Source organism: Desulfovibrio desulfuricans (assembly GCF_004801255.1).
Classification (GTDB): domain Bacteria; phylum Desulfobacterota; class Desulfovibrionia; order Desulfovibrionales; family Desulfovibrionaceae; genus Desulfovibrio; species Desulfovibrio desulfuricans_C.
The window spans coordinates 1,420,941-1,441,207 of the sequence record NZ_CP036295.1 but is presented as its reverse complement, the minus strand read 5'-3'; the positions used below and the strand labels follow the sequence as shown (position 1 = coordinate 1,441,207).

Here is a 20,267-nt window from a genome sequence, read left to right as displayed (position 1 = left end):
GCGTGCGCCTTATTGCACATGCACTCCCGCGCTCAAGGCCCCTGCCGTTACCGAGCACAGCCGCTCCACATCCTCCGCCGGGCTTATGTACGGCGGCATCAGGTAAACAAGGCGGTTGAACGGCCTGATCCAGACGCCGTGCTCCACAAAATACCGCTGCAAGGCCTGCGCATTGACCGGCTCGCGCGTTTCCACAACGCCAATGCCGCCCAGAACCCGCACATCGGCCACGCCCGTCAGCCCCGCGCACCGGGCAAGACCCTTGCTCAGGCCCTCCTCAAGCAGAGCCACACGCTGCCGCCAGCCTTCTTCTTCAAGCAGTTCAAGGCTTGCGCAGGCCACGGCGCAGGCAAGGGCGTTGGCCATAAAGGTCGGGCCGTGCATAAACACGTTGCCGCCGCCGCAGATGCCCTGCGCCACTTCGCCGCTGCAGGCCGTGGCTGCAAGCGTGAGCACCCCGCCCGTAAGCGCCTTGCCGCAGCACAAAATATCCGGCGAAAGGCCAGCCCATTCCGCCGCAAACATCTTGCCGGTGCGGCCAAAGCCTGTGGCTATCTCGTCAAATATCAGCAGCGCGCCCGCATCGCGGCACAGCTGGGCAAGACCGCGCAGATACTGCGGATGGTAAAACCACATGCCGCCAGCGCCCTGCACAACCGGCTCCAGAATAACGGCGGCAATCTCCGCCCCGTGTTCGGCAAAATTGCGGCGGGCATCATCAAGGCTGGCGGGGTCAAAGGGCTGATCAAAACGGCAGCCGGGCCGCTCCATAAATATCTGCCGGGGCAGCATGGCGGTAAAAAGGCTGTGCATGCCCGTGACCGGGTCGCATACCGACATGGCCCCAAAGGTGTCGCCGTGGTATCCGCCGCGCGGCGTCAAAAACCTGGTGCGCCGGGTTTCTCCCCTGCCCTGCTGGTACTGCAGGGCCATCTTCAGGGCCACCTCAACCGCCACAGAGCCGGAATCAGCAAAAAAGACGCGCTCAAGCCCGTCAGGCATGAGTTGCAGCAGCTTTTCGGCCAGCGCAACTGCCGGCTCGTGCGTCAGGCCGCCAAACATCACGTGGGGCATGCGCCCGGCCTGGGCGTGCAGGGCCTCCATCAACCGGGGATGGTTGTACCCATGCACTGCGGCCCACCAGGACGACATTCCGTCCACAAGCTCCCTGCCGTCCGCCAGCACAATGCGGTTGCCCCGCGTGCGCGCAACAGCGCTGAGCAGCGGCGGCTGCATGGCCGAAGCGTAGGGATGCCATATGACCTGATGGTCGCGGCGCACTATCTCCGCTTCGCAATCCCCGCATTTGGGCAACACATGCCCGACCAGCGGCGTGAGGCGCTCGGCCAGCGTCTGCCAGCCTGCGGCGTCAAGCCGCGCCAGACGGGGCAGCTCCACCAGCGGAGCCGTAATACCCTGCTGCTGCATGCGCTCGCGCAGCATGGCGGCGTTATCGGCAAGCATGGCCTGCACATCCACGCCGGGGCAACCGGCAGCCGGATCGACCGGGGGCGCAAGCACAATCCCGGCCACCTGCAGACCGTTGTGGCGCAAGGCGTCGAGCGAAAGCAAAATATGATTGAGACCGCCCAGATAGTTGCCGCCCACCAGCAGCACGGGCAAACCCACCGCCGCCATGAGGTCAAGCATGTCCTCGCGTTTGTTGAGGGGCACGCGCAGGCCGCCTGCCCCCTCGAGCAGCAGCATGTCCGCAGCGCCCGACTGCCAGCGGGCCTCAATATCGTTGCGCAGCCCGGCGCAGGTCAGGTGCGCGCCTTCACGCGCCGCAGCCAGATGCGGCGAGGCGGGCAGGGTAAAACAACGCAGGGCTGTAGGCGGTTGCATGGATGCCGCCTGAGGCAGACCTGCCACGGCTTCGGCGTAAACCCGCGCGTCAGCCAGTGGGGCCGTGCGCGCCTCTGCTGGCGCGACGCCCGTCTGCACCGGCTTGATGGCCTGAACTCTTACGTTGGCCAGCAGCAGGGCCCGCAGCAGCGCCGCCGTGGCCACGGTTTTGCCCACATCCGTACCAGACCCGGTTACAAACAGACCCCGGAGAGGGCGCAGGGGCAGCATGGTATTTTCAGCAGGAGACATCGCACGTAACCTCAAGCCCAAGGGCGGCTATCATTTCAAGGTCATGCTTTATGGTTTGCCCGTGGGTCGTCAGGTAATCGCCAGTCATCATGGCATTGGCGCCAGCGGCAAAAACTTCATTCTGCCTGTCGCCAAGCACCAGAGGCCTGCCCCCGCAGATACGCAGGGTGGCCTCAGGCAGGATGTGCCGGAACAAGGCAATGATGGTCAGAGCTTCATCAGCAAAAAGGGGCTGTTGCCCCGCAAGCGGCGTCCTGGGATGCGGATGCAAAAAATTCATGGGCACATGTTCCACGCCCATCTCTCTAAGGCTGAAGGCAAAATCCACCCGGTCTTGCCAACTTTCGCCCAGGCCAAAAAGGCCTCCTGAGCAAACGCTCAGGCCTGATTCGCCAGCCCTGCGCACCGTATCGCGCCGCTGCTCCCAGGTTTGCGTGGTGCAGACGCTCGCATAGTAATCGCGTGAGGTTTCCATATTGTGATGAAACCGGGTCAGCCCGGCCCGGGACAAACTGCTGAAATCATCAGCCGCAAGTTTGCCCAGCGAAGCGCAGACGCGCTGGCGCACAGGCTCGGGCAGGGAGGCAACCACGTTGCACAGCCGCTGCAGCTCGCCGCCGCTCAGGGCCGAGCCGCTGGTGACAACGCCGATGCGAGCCACCGGCAGCGTCGCCAGCTGCAAAATACGCTCGCGCAGCTCGCTGTCGGGCAGCAGAGGAAAAACCTCAATGGGCGTGTGATTATGCCTGCTTTGGGAACAAAAACGGCAGTCCATGCTGCAGTTTCCGCTTTTGGCATTGATGATGGCGCACAAAACTATGTTGCGCCCAAATGACGCCTCACGCAGCGCAGTGGCCCTGGCAAAGAGCTCTCCCTGTGGTAAGGAAAGCAGCGCCAAGGCCTGGGCGGGCGTTGCAACCGCCAGAGATTCAGTCATGTCGCAATCCTGAAAAAACGATGATGCAGAGCAAAATATTGATTACCGGCTAAAACCGCTCTGACAGGCAGCCAATGCTGCTGTTCAGGTTCGCAACATGCCACTTTTCGGGCCAAAAAAAAAGCCCAACCTAAGGGTGGGCCTTCAGACCGACGACGGGCCGCGTTTAGCGGATTTGCGCACGTTGACTCCGCCAGCACGCAGAATGCCCGCCTTAAGGGCGGGCATTCTGCGAAGACTACTGAACTTTGCGGCGTTTTTCCCACAACTTCATATCTTTCATCTTTTTGCGGCGCTCGCGCTGCAGGGCTTTGCACACGAGAGGTGCGTCTTTTTTAAAGCCCCACTTTTCGCGGTATTCGGCAGAGGTTATACCATGGCTTGCCAGGTGACGCTTGGTAAGAATCTTGAAACTCTTGCCACACTCAAGGCAGGTAACGGACTTTTCTTTGACGGACTTGCGGGCTTCAACAGCCATTTCACCGCTGTCGAGTTCAACGGGCGTTTCGCCCTCTGCAACAGCCCTGATCCCTTGAGCCACTTTCTGTATAAAGGCGGCTATTTCTTCTTCACTCATTACTCGAACGCCAGCTTGCGCTCTGGTAATTTCCAGCGCTTCTTTCAGATAATCGTCCATAATTACCCCTTTTATGTCTTCAACATACTCAATCTGACGCGCTGCGAACCCGCCTGATTGGTTCACTGACAGAACAGTCGGTCACCCCCCTGCCCTGGTGGGGAGAACATACACAGCAGCTATTGTTTCGTCAATGTACTATACCCTATAATATAAAATTCAACTGCAAATTTTACATAACCACTAATCCGGAATGTAATAACTTGTTACAGTCTTCAGGAGTTGATGCGCACGCAACAAATACAAAATTGAAAAAGGCCGTTTGAAAAGAACCTCTCAAACGGCCGTCTTTGCGGCATGCCTGCTCTATGACAGATTGCCAATATCAGGCGCTACTTTGCGTCAAATACCTCATACTTTGACACCGTTCCCCAAAAGCGTTGATCAAGGTACTGCCAACGGACATCCCTGGCGTATACCGGCTTTATGCCAGCAAGGCTCGGCAACGACGCCACTGCAAATGCGGCGCTGGCGCGCTTTTCAAAGGCCTTGAGCTGGTCGGTCATGCTCTCGGTAAGGGTCTCCTGCCCTGCCAGATTTTCGGGCAGGGGTTCCCTGTACTCCATGACAACCTTGGTGTCATTAAAATTGTATCTGGCGGCAAAATTGCGCACCAGCCAGCGCATGGGCCTGGCCTCGTCGTTCAGCCCGGCAAGAGTGGCAAACGCGTCTCTTTTGCTGTCTGCAATGTAGGTGCAGGCTGCGTAGCCGTCGTTATTAAAGACCTCGACGCCCCTGTCGACGCTGAAGGGACGCTGACCGTCGCTGTCCCAGTACCAGCCGCGCGGCACTTCAGCCATGGCGACAATGGCCATGGGGCTTTGGGGGTCGCCCTTGCCGTACACCGCTACCCATGAGTTGAGAAACAGGCCGCCAAGCATGCCAGCGCCGTCAAGCTTGGCTTTGCCCTCTCCGCCGGTGAGCAGGGGCATGTCGACCGCCTGCAAGCTGATGGCGGGGCGGGCAGTGGAAACGTAGGCATTGCCCTGCATTCCCCTTTGCAGCGCACCGGTGCATCCGGCCATCAAGGCAACCAGGCTTACTGCAAAGCAAAAAAGTACTCTGTTCATATGCACCTCCAGGGCTGACGGCGCAATCCGCCAGCGCAGGCAGCTATATCGCCCTGTCATGTTGGATCAATCTTTGTACATCTGGGCCAGGATAACCGCAGGCCCACTCGTATTGTTTTATTATATTCCAAGCACAAACCGCATGCAATGCGCATCTCGCAGCCTTGCCGCAAAGCGCAAAAACCCGCCCGGCACACAGATGGCAAGCGGAACAAAGTATGGCAACGCACCACAAGACATGTCGCGAGAGCATGGCTCGACGCAACCGCAGAGCACGCCCGGCGCGCGTCAGGAGACAGCCAGCGCCCGCACGCGCCGAATGTAAACGGATAAAATCAGGGGTTGCCCGCAGGCTTGCCAGCAGGGGCGGCCTGACTGCCTGCCCCGCCGGGCAGGTAGTTTTGCAGGTCGCGCGACACTTCAAAGGTATGCAGTTCCGCAGTGGAGGCCTTGGCAAAAGGAGAATCGGCATAGTTGCGCACAATATCCTCAAGCAGGGCCTGGGCCCGCGTGGAGTCGCCCAGCTTGCGGTACAACCGCGCCTCGCGGAAACGCAGCCCGGGATACTCCGGCGAATTCTGCGGCACAAAGGCATTATACCTCGCAAGCCATTCCAGCGCTTCAGGCACGCGGTTGGCCACCTCGCAGATATCCATAAGCGAGAGCATGGCGTCCTTGATGCGTTGCGGATCAGCCTTGTCCGAGCGCTCGTCCTGCAGCTGGGTAAACAGCTCGATAACCTTGCGGTTCAGCGTGTAGGAATTACGGATGTCCTTGCGCTGCTCCGCATCGCGGGCCAGAAAATACGTGGCGTAAGCCCGCTGGTACACGGGAATATCCTGCCGGTCTGCAAGGTTGCGCCACATGGCAAGCGCGGGGCCGGTCAGGTTGAGATTCTGGGCCGAAAGCGCCATGGCGTAATCAAGCTGGCTGCGAAGCTGGGGTTTGAGCGGCCAGGTGGACACAATTTTGCCGAGATCAAGTATTTTGGTCCAGTCCCCGGCTTTGAGGTAACGGTTGAAAAATTCCGTAAAGGCCGCCTCGCCGTACTGCGGATCCATGGGTGACTTTAAAAATTCGGCCATCATGTCGAGGGCTGGTTTTTCCTCTCCGCGCTCAAGCATGCCCTGGGCAAGGGCGTAACGCATGCGGGGGTCAATGGCTCCATACCGCTCGCGCACCAGCGGAAAACCGTTCCAGAGAATAAGAATGCGGCCGTAGTTTTTTTCGGCCATGGAGTTGGCCAGCTCTTTTTGAAAGGCCAGCCAGATGATGTCGCGGGCCTGCGCCACGTTGACGTTTTCGGGGTAGCTGTCAATAAAATCAGCGGCCTTGCCCATGGCCTCGGTGTAACGTTTGCTCCAGTAAAGCCACATGGCCTCCTTGATGCGCGCGGTGACCGACTCGGGCGCGGTGCGCGAGGCTGCGGCAAGGTCTGTATATACCTTTTGCAGGTTGCCGCTGGCAGCTCTGGCAAAAACCTGACTCATGGCTTCGTAATTGATGGGCGCGTCATATATGCCGCCCTCGGCAAGCCGCAGGTTGGCCATCCGCGCAACGGGGCTGTCGGCAAAAAGCCGCGTCAGATACGTGTAAAGAAAATCGGCGGCGGCCTTGTTGCCAAGGCGGGCGTACATGTCGCCCATCTTGAAAAGCAGCTCGTCATTGCCCTTTTGCGCAGGCACGAGGTTATAGTACAGCCAGTACAGGGTGAGGGCGTCGGCGGGCCGGTTCAAGGCCTCGTCATTGCCAGCCTGCAAAAAGAGAAACAACGGGTCTTCAATATAATAGCGGGGCCAACGCTTGCTGATAAAGTCCAGTATAACCTGCGCATTCTGATACTTGCGCTGGTTGCTCAAGGCCTGGGCCAGCCCCACGGAGGCCTCCTGCAAAAAGGAAGATTCCGGGTACTTGTCGAGCACCATGGCAAACGACACTTCCGCCTGCGCGTCCATGTGGCGCTTGAGCTGCGCCTTGCCCAGCGCTGTAAAGCCTTGCGCCACGCCGGGATAATCGGGATACCGCCGGTACATGGCCACTATGTAGCCGCTGGCGTCCACCAGATTGCCCACATTGACGTTTACAAGCCCCAGCCGCAACAGGGCCTCGGGCACGCGTATGGAACGCAGGTTAAAGTTCATGGCCTCGCTGGTGGCGGAAACAATGGGTTCAAACCCCGCCAGAGGATTGTCTGAATACCTGGCCCAGGTGCAGTCGCTGATGTAGTACAGCGTTTTTTCACGCAATTCTGCGCTTAGCGAGGGCATTTCCTTGAGCTTTTCCAGCTGGGGCAATGCCTCGACAAATTTGCGTTCCTTGATGAGGCGTTCCACATCGTCCATCATCTTGAGCGGATCAGCGGGCTTTTCCACAGGGTTGCCCTGCTCGTCCACATAGACCACGGGGCGAGCGGGTTCTTCCTTGGCCCCCTGCGCGCCGCCTCCGCCGCCATGCCCGCCCTTGTCGGCCTGGCTGGGCAGCCCCACCATGTCACCGCTGACCTTGCCAGATACATTGCCAATGATCTCGGCAGGTTTTGCCGGAGAAGCAGCAGGGGCGGCCTGCATTTGTACAGGAGGTTGGGCCGGGGCCTGCGCGGGAGCAGGAGCTGGCTTTTGCGCGGGCAGGGCTGCGGCAGCCGGGGCATTTGCGGGCCGGGTTGGGGACGCAGGCAACGCGGGCTGTGGCGCCGCCTGAGTCGCGGGCTGCGCGGGCTGGATGGAGCCTGCCGAGACAGCGCCCTGAGCTGCTGCCGCTGGCGTTGCCGATGCAGCCGGTGCGGCATTGACGGGAATAGAGGTGGAGAGCCCCTTTTCGTCAGGCCAGTTTTCCGGCCCGCCAGGGTTCACCCTACTCATCAGGCTCGGCCCCTGCAGTGTCGAACCGCCTGTGCCGGCCGCTGTCCGCTGTGCGGGAACCTCCGCCGCAATGGCGGCATCAGTAGCGGAAAAGTTGAAAAACGACTGGCCAAAGCCCTCCATACGGGCCCTGGCAGCCGACATCATGTCAGAGGCCGACATGGCCCGGACGCCCCGCTGGACATCATCCAGCATTGCGACGGCGCTACGCAAAAAGCCTTTGGCGGCTTCAGCCGGCAAATTAACCGCAAACGAAGGTTCCTGTCCGTCAGAGCTGGCAACGTCATCGCCAGAGGTCTGGGTAAGCCCCCCCTGACGGGCGGCAGCATCCTCGTGCTGTGCCCCGGCGGCAAAAATTTCTATATCCAGAACCGAGGGCGAAGACCGCCGCATCACATGGTTCACGGCCTTGGGCGAAAGTGTAATGCGCACCTGCCCGTTGGAAACGCCAACGCTCTCGAGCATCGCCCCAGGCACGGGCGCCGCCCCATGACGCACAAGCTCGGGTGCGGGGCCTTCAAGAAAAAGCAGCAGGGTATTGGTGCCGCTGCGCACAAGTCTGCGCACCTGACCGGGGTTGTCAAGGTTCAGGCTCAGACGTTCGCTGGCGGGGCGAGCGGCTGACGGGGCCCCGCCGTTTTCGGCAAGGGGGGCCCAGCTCCAGCTCATGCTGTGGGCGGGCTGGGCAAGCAGCAAAAAACTCAGCAAAAACAGCAAAGGCCCCAGGCAAAAGCGGGGTTTGGCGGGCGCACCCTTGCGGGTGGTGATATGAGGCCGTGGCGCGTCGGCAAAAAGTTGTGTTTTCACTTGCACTTCGCAGGAAAAGTCGTGGCATGTGAGCCGCAAGAATTCATGCAAATTTTATGCCGCTAAGAACCACGCTTTTTGAGCTTTTCAATGAGCGTTGTCCGCTTGATGCCCAAAAGCTCTGCGGCCTGGTTTTTAACGCCTTCCGCCTTGGCCAGCGCCTCATCAATAAGGCGGTTCTCAATGGTGTCCAAAAAATCCTTGAGGTTCAGCCCGTGTTCGGTCAAAACGCCGAGATTGGGCCACACAAACACCCCGCCTGCTGCCGCTGGCGCAGCCGCATCGGGCGGTGACGCGGCAGCCGTGGCCGCCCCTGCAACTGCAGCGCTGGCGTCCGCCCCCGCGACGGCGGCAGCTTCTCCATGGGCAGCCGGGGGCTGTTCCGCAGCCACTGCTGGGGGGTCTTCATCCACAGGGGGCAGCAGCGAGACGTCGCCCACGTGGTCCAGTATCTTGGGCGGCAGATCCTCCATGCAAACCGTGTCGCCGTCCACAAGGATGCTCAGGCGTTCCATGAAGTTTTCAAGCTCGCGAACGTTGCCCGGCCAGGCGTAGGCAGCCAGGATGCGCCGGGTGGTTTCGTCCAGCACAAGGGGCACGCGATTTTTTTTGACGCAAAAATGGTTGAGAAAGTACCGGGCGAGCAGCAGCACGTCGTTGCCGCGCTGCCGCAGCGGCGGCAGATGCAGCGGAATGACGTTCAGGCGATAATAGAGATCCTCGCGAAAGCGCCCGGCGGCAACTTCTACCTCCAGATCGCGGTTGGTGGCGGCCACAATGCGCACATCCACCTTTTTGCTGCCCGTGCCGCCCACGCGCTCTATTTCTTTTTCCTGCAGCACGCGCAAGATTTTGACCTGCAGGCTCAGCTCCATCTCGCCAATTTCATCAAGAAAGATGGTTCCGCCGTCGGCCATTTCAAACCGGCCAGGCCTGGAGCGGATGGCGTGCGTAAAGGCGCCCTTTTCGTGTCCGAAAAGTTCGCTTTCAAGCAGTTCTTTAGGTATGGCCCCGCAGTTGATGGGCACAAAGGGCTTGTCAGCCCTGCGGCTGTTGGCGTGAAGGGCGCGCACAAGCAATTCCTTGCCAGTTCCCGATTCACCGGTTACAAGCACAGTGCTGTCCGTCGGCGCAACCTTGCCGAGAACCTTGAAGACTTCAGCCAGAGTCGTGCTCTGGCCGATAATGCCGCTGGTGTTCAACTCCATGTGTGCATTCTCCGCGTGCATGTCCTTTCCTGTGTCAATACACTGACACGCATTGGATTACCAGTAAAAATGCGTCTATTACTCTGTATTTACCCTCAGCCCTGCGGCCTTTTGCCATGACCGACCGCCCAGCGCACTCCACCGCCCCACTTGACGATTTGTCCCTGCCCCCCTGCCCGCTCGACGTCTCGCGCCCAAAAATTCTTGATACGCTGGCGCAAGGCCGCAATCTGGTGCTCAGCGCCCTGCCCGGCGCGGGCAAGAGCAGCCGCGTGCCCCTGTGGCTCGTCAACCAGCCATGGCTTGAGGGCCGCCGCATTCTGCTGCTTGAACCACGGCGGGTGGCGGCGCGGGCGCTGGCCCGCTATATGGCGGCTCTGACGGGTGGGCAGCCCGGCGGGCTTGTTGGCTACCGCATGCGGGACGAAAGCCGCGTGGGGCCAGACACCCGCGTGGAGGTCGTCACCGAAGGCGTGCTTACCCGCATGCTGCAGCAGGCCCCCGACCTGCCGGACGTCGCCTGCGTTATTTTTGACGAATTTCACGAGCGCTCGCTCATTGCCGACACGGGCCTTGCCCTTTGCCTTGAAAGCCAGTCGGCGCTGCGCCCCGACCTGCGGCTGCTCGTCATGTCTGCCACGCTGGATGTGGCTGCTGTAGCCGCGCTGCTTGGCGACTGCCCCGCCGTCGCCTGCGAGGGCAAGACCTATCCTGTAGAACTGCGCCACCTGCCGCCCAAAATCCGGGCCGGACAGGTGGTGGGCGGCGGCCCGGCATCCACGGCAGGGGCGGGTCCCCTGTTGTGGCGGCATATGGCCGACGTGATTGCCCACCTGTTGCAGACCGAACAGGGCAGCCTGCTGGCCTTTTTGCCCGGAGCGGGAGAAATACGCCACCTTGCGGCCCTGCTCGAAGGCACGCTGCCAGCGGATGCGACGCTGTGCCCGCTCTACGGCAACCTTTCCGCACGGGAGCAGGACGCCGCCATTGCGCCTGCGGTCAAGGGCCTGCGCAAAGTGGTGCTGGCCACCTCCATTGCCGAAACCTCGCTGACCATTGAAGGCGTGCGGCTGGTGGTGGACTGCGGCCTGACCCGTCTGGCGCGGTTTGACCCGGCCAGCGGCCTGACGCGTCTGGTGACGGAGCGTGTTTCGCTGGCGGGCGCCGCCCAGCGGACAGGGCGCGCGGGGCGCATTGAACCAGGCATCTGCTGCCGCCTATGGGCAAAAGAGCAGGAGCACGGCATGCGCCCGCACATCCGGCCTGAAATTCTCGACGCCGACCTCAGCGGCCTTGCGCTGCAGCTGGCCGTGTGGGGCGTTACGGATCCCGCATGCCTGCCCTGGCTGGATACGCCGCCAGCCGCCCGCATGACGGTGGCGCAATCGAGCCTGCAGGCACTTGGGGCCATTGACCCCCAGTTGCGGCCAACAGCCCTTGGGCGGCAGATGGCCGCCCTGCCCCTTGCCCCGCGTACAGCCCGGCTGCTGCTGTGGGGCCGCGACAACGGTCTTGCCCCTCTGGCAGCCTGCACGGCGGCCCTGCTCGAAGAGCGCGACCCCCTTGCGCGCGCAACCGGCAAGCAAGGCACCGGCATGTCCGCAGCCGGAGCCGGTTGCGACGTGCTGCGCCGCCTTGACTGGCTCTGCCGCGATACCGGTACGATCAAAAACGCAGACGCCGCCCGTGAACGTCTGCGCAGTCTGGCCCAGCGGCTTGCGCGCCAGCCGGGGCGGACGGACAAACCATGCTCGCAGGCTGGCTCGAAGACCGGCCCGTCATGCGGCCAGCAAAGCCAGCTGAAACACGGGGACAATCTCTTTTCCCGGGCGCTGGGGCAGGCGGCCAATCTTGGTCGGCTTATTGCCGTTGCCTGGCCGGAGCAGGTCGCCATGCGCCAGGGCGACGGGCAGCAAACCAGCGGCGGTCTTGCCGCCAGCACGCCCTTTTTGCTGCGCAGCGGCCGGGCAGCACAGCTTGCGAGCGACGACCCGCTTGCACGACAGGATTTTCTGGCTGTGGCGGAGGTGGACGGAGCCGCCCCGCACGGACGTATACGCCTTGCGGCTTCGCTGGCGGAACAGGATCTGACGGAACTTTTCAGCGCGGACATCCGTAGCGAAGACAGGCTTTCGGTTTCCGACGCAGGGCTGGTCAGCGCAAGACGCCAACGCAGCCTTGGCGCGCTGGTGCTGGAAGACGCCCCCCTGCCCCGCCCCCTGCCCGATCAGTGCGCTGCGGCCCTGTGCGAACATGTGCGGAATAAGGGGCTGGAATGTCTGCCATGGGACGAATCGGCACGCCAGTGGCGCGCACGGGTAAGCCTGATGCGCGAACTTGAGGGAGACGCATGGCCGGATATTTCGGACGCGGCCCTGCTGGCTGGGCTTGAGGACTGGCTTGCGCCCGCGCTGGCGCAGGCCCTTGGGCAGAGCGAAAAACAGTCGCGCGCCAACGCGCTGGCAACGCTCGCCCCGGCACGGCTGTACGATGCCCTGCGCGGGCTGCTGCCGGGCAATCTGCACCGTATGCTTGACCGGCAGGCCCCCCCGGAGTGGCAGGTTCCGTCAGGGGCCATGCGCCCCATTGTGTATGGTGAAGACGGCGGCCCATGGCTGGCCGCCAAACTGCAGGAACTTTTCGGCTGCGTGGATACGCCGCGCATTGCCAACAACCGCGTGGCCCTGGTGCTGCGCCTCAATTCCCCCGCTGGCCGCCCGCTGCAGGTTACGCGCGATCTGGCCAGTTTTTGGCGCAACGGCTATCCGGCTGTACGTGCCGAAATGCGGGGTCGTTATCCCAAACATCCCTGGCCGGAAGACCCGTTGAGCGCCCCAGCCACGGTTTTGACCAAAAAACGTATGGCCGAGCGGCAAAAAGGCTGACCTTCGCGAACTGGGAACGCCCCCGCCCGCTTGCGGCCCTGCCCGCACAGGCATCAGCATGCAGTGCAAGCCGCGTGCTAGTAAACGCCGCGATCCACAAGCCCCTGCACAAACTCGCGCGCGCGCCGCTCACTATAATATTCCTGACCGGGGCGCACAAAGCCCACGTGCCCGCCGTGCGGCGCAACCTCAAGGTACAGATGCTCGCTGCGCTCGGCCACCTGCCACGGATAGCACGAGGGCGCGCAAAACGGGTCATCCGCCGACATGAGCAGCAGCGTCGGCACGGCAATGCGCGGCAGGTCGGGCAGAACCGTATTTTTTTGCCAGTAGTCCCGGGCGGAGGCAAAACCAAAGGCAGGCGCGGTAAAACGCTCGTCAAACTCTGCAAACGTGTGGATTTTGTCCACGCCCTCCACCGACGGATAGGACGGAAAGCGCCCGGCCTTTTCGCGCACCTTGTTGCGCAGGGTACGCAAAAAATACTCCATGTAGATGCGGCAGGCGGGGCCGTCCATCACAGGCGCGGCAGCGGCCAGATCGCAGGGAACGGACACCGCCACAGCCGCCCGCACAAGCGGGGAAACCGGCCCCCGGCCCAGATAGCGGCAAATCTGGTTGCCGCCCATACTGAACCCAGCCAGCAGCACAGGACGGTCAAACCTTTCGGCGTAGCGCACCACTGTTCCCAGGTCGTCTATTTCACCCATATGGTACAGGCGGGCCGTGCGGTTGCTCTCGCCGGAGCACGAACGCATGTTCCAGGCCAGCACGTCAAAACCGGCGGCCCGCAAGGTGTTGGTCATGCCCAGCACATACTTGCGGCGGCTGTTGCCCTCAAGCCCGTGCGAGACCACAGCCACGCCGCGTCCCTGCCCGAAAGGGCGCTCCGCCCCGCACGCCGTACCGCTTTTTTCGCAGGCCGGGTGCTGGTCCAGATCAATAAAATCCCCGTCGGGCGTGTCGATGCGCACGCGCCGCATGGAGGGCGAAATTGCTGGCCGCTTGCGAAAAAGAACCGGCCACATGGTATTTGCATGGCCGTTGCGCGCGTACCAGGGCGCAACGTAGGATGAAGCTAGAACAGGCATGGCAATTCCGGTAGAATGGGCCTGCGGCCGGGCGCAGGTCGTGTCGGACAAAGGCGGGGAAATGAGGGCTTGGCAGCCGCCAAAGCCTCGTATATTTTCGCCGCATGCATAACAAAGCTCCCCAAAATAGCGCCGCGCGTAAAATTCTGTCAAATCCCGCCCGGCAGGCCTTTGCACAGGCGCAACCCAACCGGGACACGCCCCAGGCCGACTGCGGCAAGGACAAACCCGCTGGCCGCAAAACCGCCAATCGCGGCAATCCAGCGCCCCTCTACGGCAGCCCTGACGGACGTTCAGTTCAAGTGGGCAAGGCCTCTGCCTCCCCTGAAACCGTTGACGTGCTGATTTTGGGCGCGGGCGCGGCCGGTCTTATGTGCGCCAGAGAGGCTGCGGCAAACGGTATGCGCGTTGTGCTGCTTGAGCGCGGGCCTGCGCCGGGCCGCAAGCTGGCCGTGAGCGGCGGCGGCAAGGCAAACTTTACCAACCGCTCGGTGGCCCCGCGTGATTACCGCTGCGACGGCAGCAGGGGCAACGCGTTTTGCGCCCCGGCCCTCAAGGCCTTTACGCCAGAGCATATGCTGCGCATGGTACAGGCGTGGAACCTGCCTTTTGAAGAGCGTTCGCACGGGCAGCTTTTTCTTACTGTCGCCGCCCAGCGGCTTGTGCGGGCGCTGGTGGACGACTGCCGCAGCCACGGCTGCCACATTGTCTGCGGCAATGCCGTTACCGGGGTGCAGACGATGCCCGACGGCTTTGTTGTGCAGACCGAAGGCGGCCAGTGGCGCGGCAAGGCGCTGGTACTGGCCCTGGGCAGCCCCGCCTGGCCGCAGGCTGGCGGCAGCGGCGCGGGCTACCGGCTGGCGGCGGATCTTGGGCACAGCGTTATACCGCCCCGCCCGGTGCTGACTCCTTTGCGGCTCAACGCCGACTCCCCCCTGCTGGACCTTACAGGCATAAGCCTGCCGGTACGCTTAGAACTGGGCGAGCGGCAATGGCAGGACGACCTGCTTTTTACCCATGACGGGCTTAGCGGCCCGGCTGCGCTCAAGGCCTCGCTTTACTGGGATCAGGGCGCGACCCTGAAGCTGAACTTTTTGCCCTCTATCGATGTGGCCGCCCTGCTGGATGCGCCCCAGACAGGCAAACAGACGCCGCGCGCTCTAATGGCCCGACATTTGCCGCAACGCCTGGTGGATGCCCTGCTGCCGCAGGAGTGGGCACGCCGCAAAACGGCGGAATTATCTCGCGCCGCGCGGCTGGCCATTGTGGAGGCTGTGCAGCGGCATAGCGTAACCCCTGCTGCTACTGCAGGGCTCAAAAAGGCAGAGGCCTGCTCCGGCGGCGTGAATACCGACGAAGTAGACCCCAAAACCATGCGCAGCCGTGTGCGGCAAAATCTGTTTGTGGTTGGCGAACTGCTTGATGTTGCTGGGCTGCTGGGCGGGTACAACCTGCACTGGGCCTGGGCCAGCGGCATGGCCGCAGCCAGAGAGCTGGTAAAATGCCGCCACGTGGGTCGCCCGACCCCGCAGGCGGGTCAGCAGGCGGACACGTACCCAGACTGACGCGCGCCGGGCAAATGGCTGTCAGATGCGGTTGCAGTAGACGTTTTCCAAAAAATGCTCCATGGCTTCATCCGCTTGACGGATGTAATCCTGAAGCTGAAACTGGGCCTTGCAGGCCGGGCAGTGCATGTACACCTCATGGCAGGTACGGGCGATATGCAGGGACGCGCCGCAGGTAGGACATGCAAGGGTAGTTTTGGCATCACGAGGGGCAAAAAAAGCCATGACGACTCTGTGTGTAAAAGATGAATAAGCCGAACGCGGCGCACTGCGGGCGAGTTGCGCAAACGGCGCGTTTGATCCGCATGCCGCTGGCTGCCGCGCGCCTGAGCCAAAATTGAGCGACGGATGGGCAGAGACCCACTACGCAGTTTGTTGTTAAAGCATTCAAGCTGCATTTTTGTCAACATTGGGCCAGCAAGGCTAAAACCAGCAGCGCATAGACCGCAACCTGCAAAAAAATGCCCGCAAACCAGCGGTTACGTAGGGCCAAATTTGTTATTGCGTCCTGCGTCAGCTCATGCCATAGACGTACAGCCATATCGTTGTGAATGTGGCATAACCAGAAGAAACGGATAATAACATGAAAAAGCTCATTTTGGCCGCCATGGCTCTTTCGCTGATCACCGCCCCCTGCTGGATCAGCAGCGAAGCCAACGCTGCAAGCAATGCTAATGCTCCTGTTGTAAGTGGAACCAAAGCGCCCAAAGCCAGCAAGGCCAAGGCTCCCGCCAAAGCAAAAAAGGTTTCTGCCAAGTCTTCTGCCAAGGCGAAGAAATCTCCTGCCAAGAAAAAGACGCAGGCCATCTAGATCTTGCTGTCAAAAAGGCCGGTTTTACCGGCCTTTTGCAGTACAGGCAATGCTTCTTTGCGCATTGCTCCCTACTCGCTGCAATAATGTAAATCATATCATCTTTACTAAAAAAATTTCAATACTAGCAATTCAGTCTATTTTGCCGTCTTGCCGATCATTTCATTTACCGTTGCAGATAATTCTTGACGACATTACCGCTTGACAGTAGTGTTCGCCATTATTCATAGGGTGCAGTACTTCTTTTTGCCAGAGACTTTGCGTGGGTAAGGCTTCAAGCGGAAAGTTTACCCACCTCAACAACGGAGTCGTTATGGCCGTTTCCATTTATGTCGGCAATCTGCCCTTTTCCGCCACTCAGGAAGGCATTGAAGCCCTTTTCGCCCCTTATGGTGAACCCCTTTCCGTCAAGCTCATCATGGACCGCGAAACAGGCCGCCCCCGTGGGTTTGGCTTTGTTGAAATGGACGAAGCCGACGCTCACAAGGCCATCGAAGCCCTGAACGGCGTTGATTTCGGCGGACGTACCCTGCGCATCAATCAGGCGGAAGAACGCCGCCCTGCGCCCCGCCGCTGGTAGACAGCAAATTTCCCACAAAAAAGCCGCTGTGCAAACAGCGGCTTTTTTTGTGCCCTGTGGACGGACTAAAACTATTTTTGCCCTGTCTTTGCCTGCTCTGCCGGGAGGGATGCCGCCTGCCCGGCAGGTGCTGCGGGCGGTTCGGTCGGGGCGTCGAAGGTTTTGGCTGGCGGAGCGGCAGCTGCGGATGAGGGGGAGCGGTCGGACGGCATCGACGATGCAAGCGACGGTGCCAGATGTGATGCCGCAGGCGGCGAAAATGGCGTAACAGACGCGGGAGCTTCGGACGGCGCAACCGCTGGGGCGGCCTTGTCTTCTGCAGCCACGGGCTGTTTTTCATTAAACTGGCATGCGCCGATGCAACGTATTCCGCCGCAATGCGGACAGGCGTTGCGGGGCTGCGGCAAGAACAGATCACGTAAAATGCCCAAAATTCGTTTCAGTTCCATGTAATCCTCATCCGCAAAAGGCAGCCTGCGGGCGAATGCGGCGCGGGTCGGCATGCGGCGCGATTTTTATTATGCCGCCCCATCAAGTAACGGCGCTCACCCGATTGTTGACTCATATGTCAGAATGCATTGGCTTTCAACGGAATGATGGTGGAGGGGAATAATCCCCACGCGTGTGGGGAACACGTCTACTCGGAGCTGCGCATATGGAAAATGTAAGAATAATCCCCACGCGTGTGGGGAACACATGAGCGCCACCGGCTTACTTGTCAGATGTACCGGTTCATCCCCACGCGTGTGGGGAACACTCTGGGATCAGGGCGTTGAGGCCGACACGGTGCGGTTCATCCCCACGCATGTGGGGAACACATTGGATAGCGTCAAGAACGATGCATTCCAGACGGTTCATCCCCACGAGTGTGGGGAACACGCCCGGTACGGCAAGCGCAAGGCCCGCATAAACGGTTCATCCCCACGCGTGTGGGGAACACGGCGACAAAATTACGCCGCAGGAGTTTTGCGACGGTTCATCCCCACGCGTGTGGGGAACGCGCCATGTTAGCTTGCTCTCGCAGCTCGGCTACCGGTTCATCCCCACGCGTGTGGGGAACACATTGCCGCTTGCTGGGACGGTGAGGATGGTGTCGGTTCATCCCCACGCGTGTGGGGAACACCGCGGCCAGTGGACGCCCGATCATCTGGTGAGCGGTTCATCCCCACGCGTGTGGGGAACACCGTTCGGCCTCCATTTTATGGAATGGCGCGGTCGGTTCATCCCCACGCGTGTGGGGAACACTTAGCCCTTGCGAAACGCAGAGTGAAATTCTTCGGTTCATCCCCACGCGTGTGGGGAACACAGTGGGAGGCGTAGCCACGGCCCGGCGGGCGGCGGTTCATCCCCACGCGTGTGGGGAACACCTGCACCTTGTCCATCTCGGATTTGTGCGCGACGGTTCATCCCCACGCGTGTGGGGAACACATTGAGCGTGGAAAAGAACCTGGTATTGTGCTCGGTTCATCCCCACGCGTGTGGGGAACACCACAATAGATGTGCCAGACAAAGATTTTACCGCGGTTCATCCCCACGCGTGTGGGGAACACGACGACGGCACAGCCACCGGCGGATCAACCGCCGGTTCATCCCCACGCGTGTGGGGAACACGCCCAGGGCGTCGAGCAACTCCGCCTCCTGCCCGGTTCATCCCCACGCGTGTGGGGAACACTCAATGTTACTGCGCTTTGAATCTTTTGAATCCGGTTCATCCCCACGCGTGTGGGGAACACATGGTTTTGCAGTGCCATGGCGGCGCTGCGTACGGTTCATCCCCACGCGTGTGGGGAACACGCACCCTCCATGGCCAGCGGCGCGGGCGACTCCGGTTCATCCCCACGCGTGTGGGGAACACTCAGGATTGCCGCTTTTGATAAACCCCAACCACGGTTCATCCCCACGCGTGTGGGGAACACGATACCCTCAGGCCAGAACGATGAATCGTCGTCGGTTCATCCCCACGCGTGTGGGGAACACGGGGAATTATTGAGCTGTCGGTACAGTCCACGCGGTTCATCCCCACGCGTGTGGGGAACACATGGATGCTAAGGCGTTTACTGAAAAATACGGCGGTTCATCCCCACGCGTGTGGGGAACACAGCGGCGAGTAAAGCACCCATCAGCACAGCTCCGGTTCATCCCCACGCGTGTGGGGAACACGCGCGCTGGGCATCTGCTACACTGGCATTGAACGGTTCATCCCCACGCGTGTGGGGAACACTTCCCGCTCTCGTTGATGTATTTATGCGCCAGCGGTTCATCCCCACGCGTGTGGGGAACACGATGATGGCGATCATCAGCCACCCCCACGTGTCGGTTCATCCCCACGCGTGTGGGGAACACTAGTCGGGGACAAATCATACGTAACCGACAATCGGTTCATCCCCACGCGTGTGGGGAACACTGTGACCAAATCCCCGAACAAGCTGTGAGGTGCGGTTCATCCCCACGCGTGTGGGGAACACTTGAACGTTTTTGAACGTTTGCCAAAAAACGGCGGTTCATCCCCACGCGTGTGGGGAACACATAAACCGCAACACCGGCAAGGCAGACACCGCCGGTTCATCCCCACGCGTGTGGGGAACACTTCCGCCGAGGCCAGCTCAAGGCTGGTTCCGTCGGTTCATCCCCACGCGTGTGGGGAACACCAGTCGCACGGTGTCGCGCAGACCGTAGAAGTCGGTTCATCCCCACGCGTGTGGGGAACACATGCTCACAGCCTCGTGGTATGGGCGCAAATCCGGTTCATCCCCACGCGTGTGGGGAACACACATAGTACTCTCTAGCCAAACAACAATTGAGCGGTTCATCCCCACGCGTGTGGGGAACACGCGCCGGTCTCTATGGAGACCAAACTGTAATTCGGTTCATCCCCACGCGTGTGGGGAACACCGTCACAGGCCCTGCGCCGTGACCCGCGCGACCTGGACAATACGGTTCATCCCCACGCGTGTGGGGAACACTCTGGTGGTGCAATAATGGCACGCGCAAAAGACGGTTCATCCCCACGCGTGTGGGGAACACCCAAGCAGCAGCTCTCAGACCATCAACGTCAGCGGTTCATCCCCACGCGTGTGGGGAACACTATATGACAACATTGTGGTCAGGCAGCGCAGTCGGTTCATCCCCACGCGTGTGGGGAACACGACCCGGCCGCCTTGCAAAAATACCAAACCATCGGTTCATCCCCACGCGTGTGGGGAACACATCAACGCCGCTCAACACCTCATCTTGAACGGCGGTTCATCCCCACGCGTGTGGGGAACACGATACTGCCCTGAAAGCAGCAGAGACAAACGACGGTTCATCCCCACGCGTGTGGGGAACACACGAAGACGCCCTGTTCGATCAGGGGTTTTCGCGGTTCATCCCCACGCGTGTGGGGAACACGGACGCCGCCCCCCGGTGTTTGGGAAGAGTTCCGGTTCATCCCCACGCGTGTGGGGAACACGAAGTTGTCGTTGGTTTCGATGAAGGGGGATTCGGTTCATCCCCACGCGTGTGGGGAACACTCTACCATCACTCGGAAGACGATGCCGTCTACCGGTTCATCCCCACGCGTGTGGGGAACACTGCAGCATCGTTTGCGGCGTCATAAAAGGCGTCGGTTCATCCCCACGCGTGTGGGGAACACACGCCCAGCTGATCTGGTAGAGACAGCCCGCGCGGTTCATCCCCACGCGTGTGGGGAACACTGGATCAAGGTCAGGATTATTGTCGA

Annotated in this window: 12 protein-coding genes and 1 CRISPR repeat array (1 of these 13 only partly in view); of the genes, 4 read left to right on the top strand and 8 right to left on the bottom strand. The window is 61.1% G+C overall.

What is annotated here, in order from left to right; genetic code table 11:
• Positions 1–9: 9 nt before the first annotated feature.
• The 6 genes from bioA to DDIC_RS05980 all read right to left on the bottom strand — a co-directional run bounded on the left by bioA (position 10) and on the right by DDIC_RS05980 (position 9,614).
• Positions 10–2,097 carry an adenosylmethionine--8-amino-7-oxononanoate transaminase gene (gene bioA, locus DDIC_RS06005; protein WP_136399602.1) on the bottom strand — a complete coding sequence of 696 codons (2,088 nt, stop codon included), beginning with the start codon at positions 2,095–2,097 and terminating at the stop codon, positions 10–12.
• On the bottom strand, positions 2,084–3,034 hold the full coding sequence (bioB, locus tag DDIC_RS06000) for a biotin synthase BioB (RefSeq protein WP_136399601.1): 951 nt from the start codon (positions 3,032–3,034) through the stop codon (positions 2,084–2,086). Before bioB ends, bioA begins: the two co-directional genes overlap by 14 nt.
• Before the next feature lie 238 nt (positions 3,035–3,272).
• A complete protein-coding gene (locus DDIC_RS05995) occupies positions 3,273–3,671 on the bottom strand; it encodes a MucR family transcriptional regulator (RefSeq protein ID WP_136399600.1) in 399 nt (132 codons plus the stop codon).
• Positions 3,672–4,003: 332 nt separating this feature from the next.
• Positions 4,004–4,741 carry a DUF4851 domain-containing protein gene (locus DDIC_RS05990; protein WP_247647573.1) on the bottom strand — a complete coding sequence of 246 codons (738 nt, stop codon included), beginning with the start codon at positions 4,739–4,741 and terminating at the stop codon, positions 4,004–4,006.
• A 335-nt stretch (positions 4,742–5,076) separates the two neighbouring features.
• Complete coding sequence (locus DDIC_RS05985; protein ID WP_247647572.1) at positions 5,077–8,406, bottom strand: tetratricopeptide repeat protein; 3,330 nt, start codon at positions 8,404–8,406, stop codon at positions 5,077–5,079.
• 62 nt (positions 8,407–8,468) lie between these two features.
• Entirely contained in the window at positions 8,469–9,614 is a 1,146-nt protein-coding gene (locus tag DDIC_RS05980; protein ID WP_136401037.1) for a sigma-54 interaction domain-containing protein, read from the bottom strand.
• Positions 9,615–9,730: 116 nt separating this feature from the next.
• Here DDIC_RS05980 and hrpB point away from each other — a divergent pair, with 116 nt between their 5' ends.
• Complete coding sequence (gene hrpB / locus DDIC_RS05975) at positions 9,731–12,499, top strand: ATP-dependent helicase HrpB (RefSeq protein ID WP_136399598.1); 2,769 nt, start codon at positions 9,731–9,733, stop codon at positions 12,497–12,499.
• 77 nt (positions 12,500–12,576) lie between these two features.
• Here the strand turns inward: hrpB and DDIC_RS05970 are convergent, their stop codons facing one another.
• Positions 12,577–13,590, bottom strand: a complete 1,014-nt coding sequence (locus tag DDIC_RS05970) for a YheT family hydrolase (RefSeq protein WP_136399597.1) — start codon at positions 13,588–13,590, stop codon at positions 12,577–12,579.
• Positions 13,591–13,694: 104 nt separating this feature from the next.
• On the opposite strand from DDIC_RS05970, the gene DDIC_RS05965 reads away from it, so the two are divergent.
• Positions 13,695–15,155, top strand: a complete 1,461-nt coding sequence (locus tag DDIC_RS05965; protein ID WP_136399596.1) for an NAD(P)/FAD-dependent oxidoreductase — start codon at positions 13,695–13,697, stop codon at positions 15,153–15,155.
• A gap of 21 nt (positions 15,156–15,176) precedes the next feature.
• On the opposite strand, the gene DDIC_RS05960 is transcribed toward DDIC_RS05965, so the two are convergent.
• Positions 15,177–15,380 carry a dual CXXC motif small (seleno)protein gene (locus DDIC_RS05960; protein ID WP_136399595.1) on the bottom strand — a complete coding sequence of 68 codons (204 nt, stop codon included), beginning with the start codon at positions 15,378–15,380 and terminating at the stop codon, positions 15,177–15,179.
• Positions 15,381–15,738: 358 nt separating this feature from the next.
• Here DDIC_RS05960 and DDIC_RS05955 point away from each other — a divergent pair, with 358 nt between their 5' ends.
• Together DDIC_RS05955 and DDIC_RS05950 are read left to right on the top strand one after the other, a co-directional pair.
• A complete protein-coding gene (locus DDIC_RS05955) occupies positions 15,739–15,966 on the top strand; it encodes a hypothetical protein (protein ID WP_136399594.1) in 228 nt (75 codons plus the stop codon).
• A gap of 313 nt (positions 15,967–16,279) precedes the next feature.
• On the top strand, positions 16,280–16,546 hold the full coding sequence (locus DDIC_RS05950; RefSeq protein ID WP_136399593.1) for an RNA recognition motif domain-containing protein: 267 nt from the start codon (positions 16,280–16,282) through the stop codon (positions 16,544–16,546).
• Positions 16,547–17,152: 606 nt separating this feature from the next.
• Positions 17,153–20,267: a CRISPR direct-repeat array (repeat unit 29 nt; unit sequence CGGTTCATCCCCACGCGTGTGGGGAACAC); it runs 3,025 nt beyond the window's last position.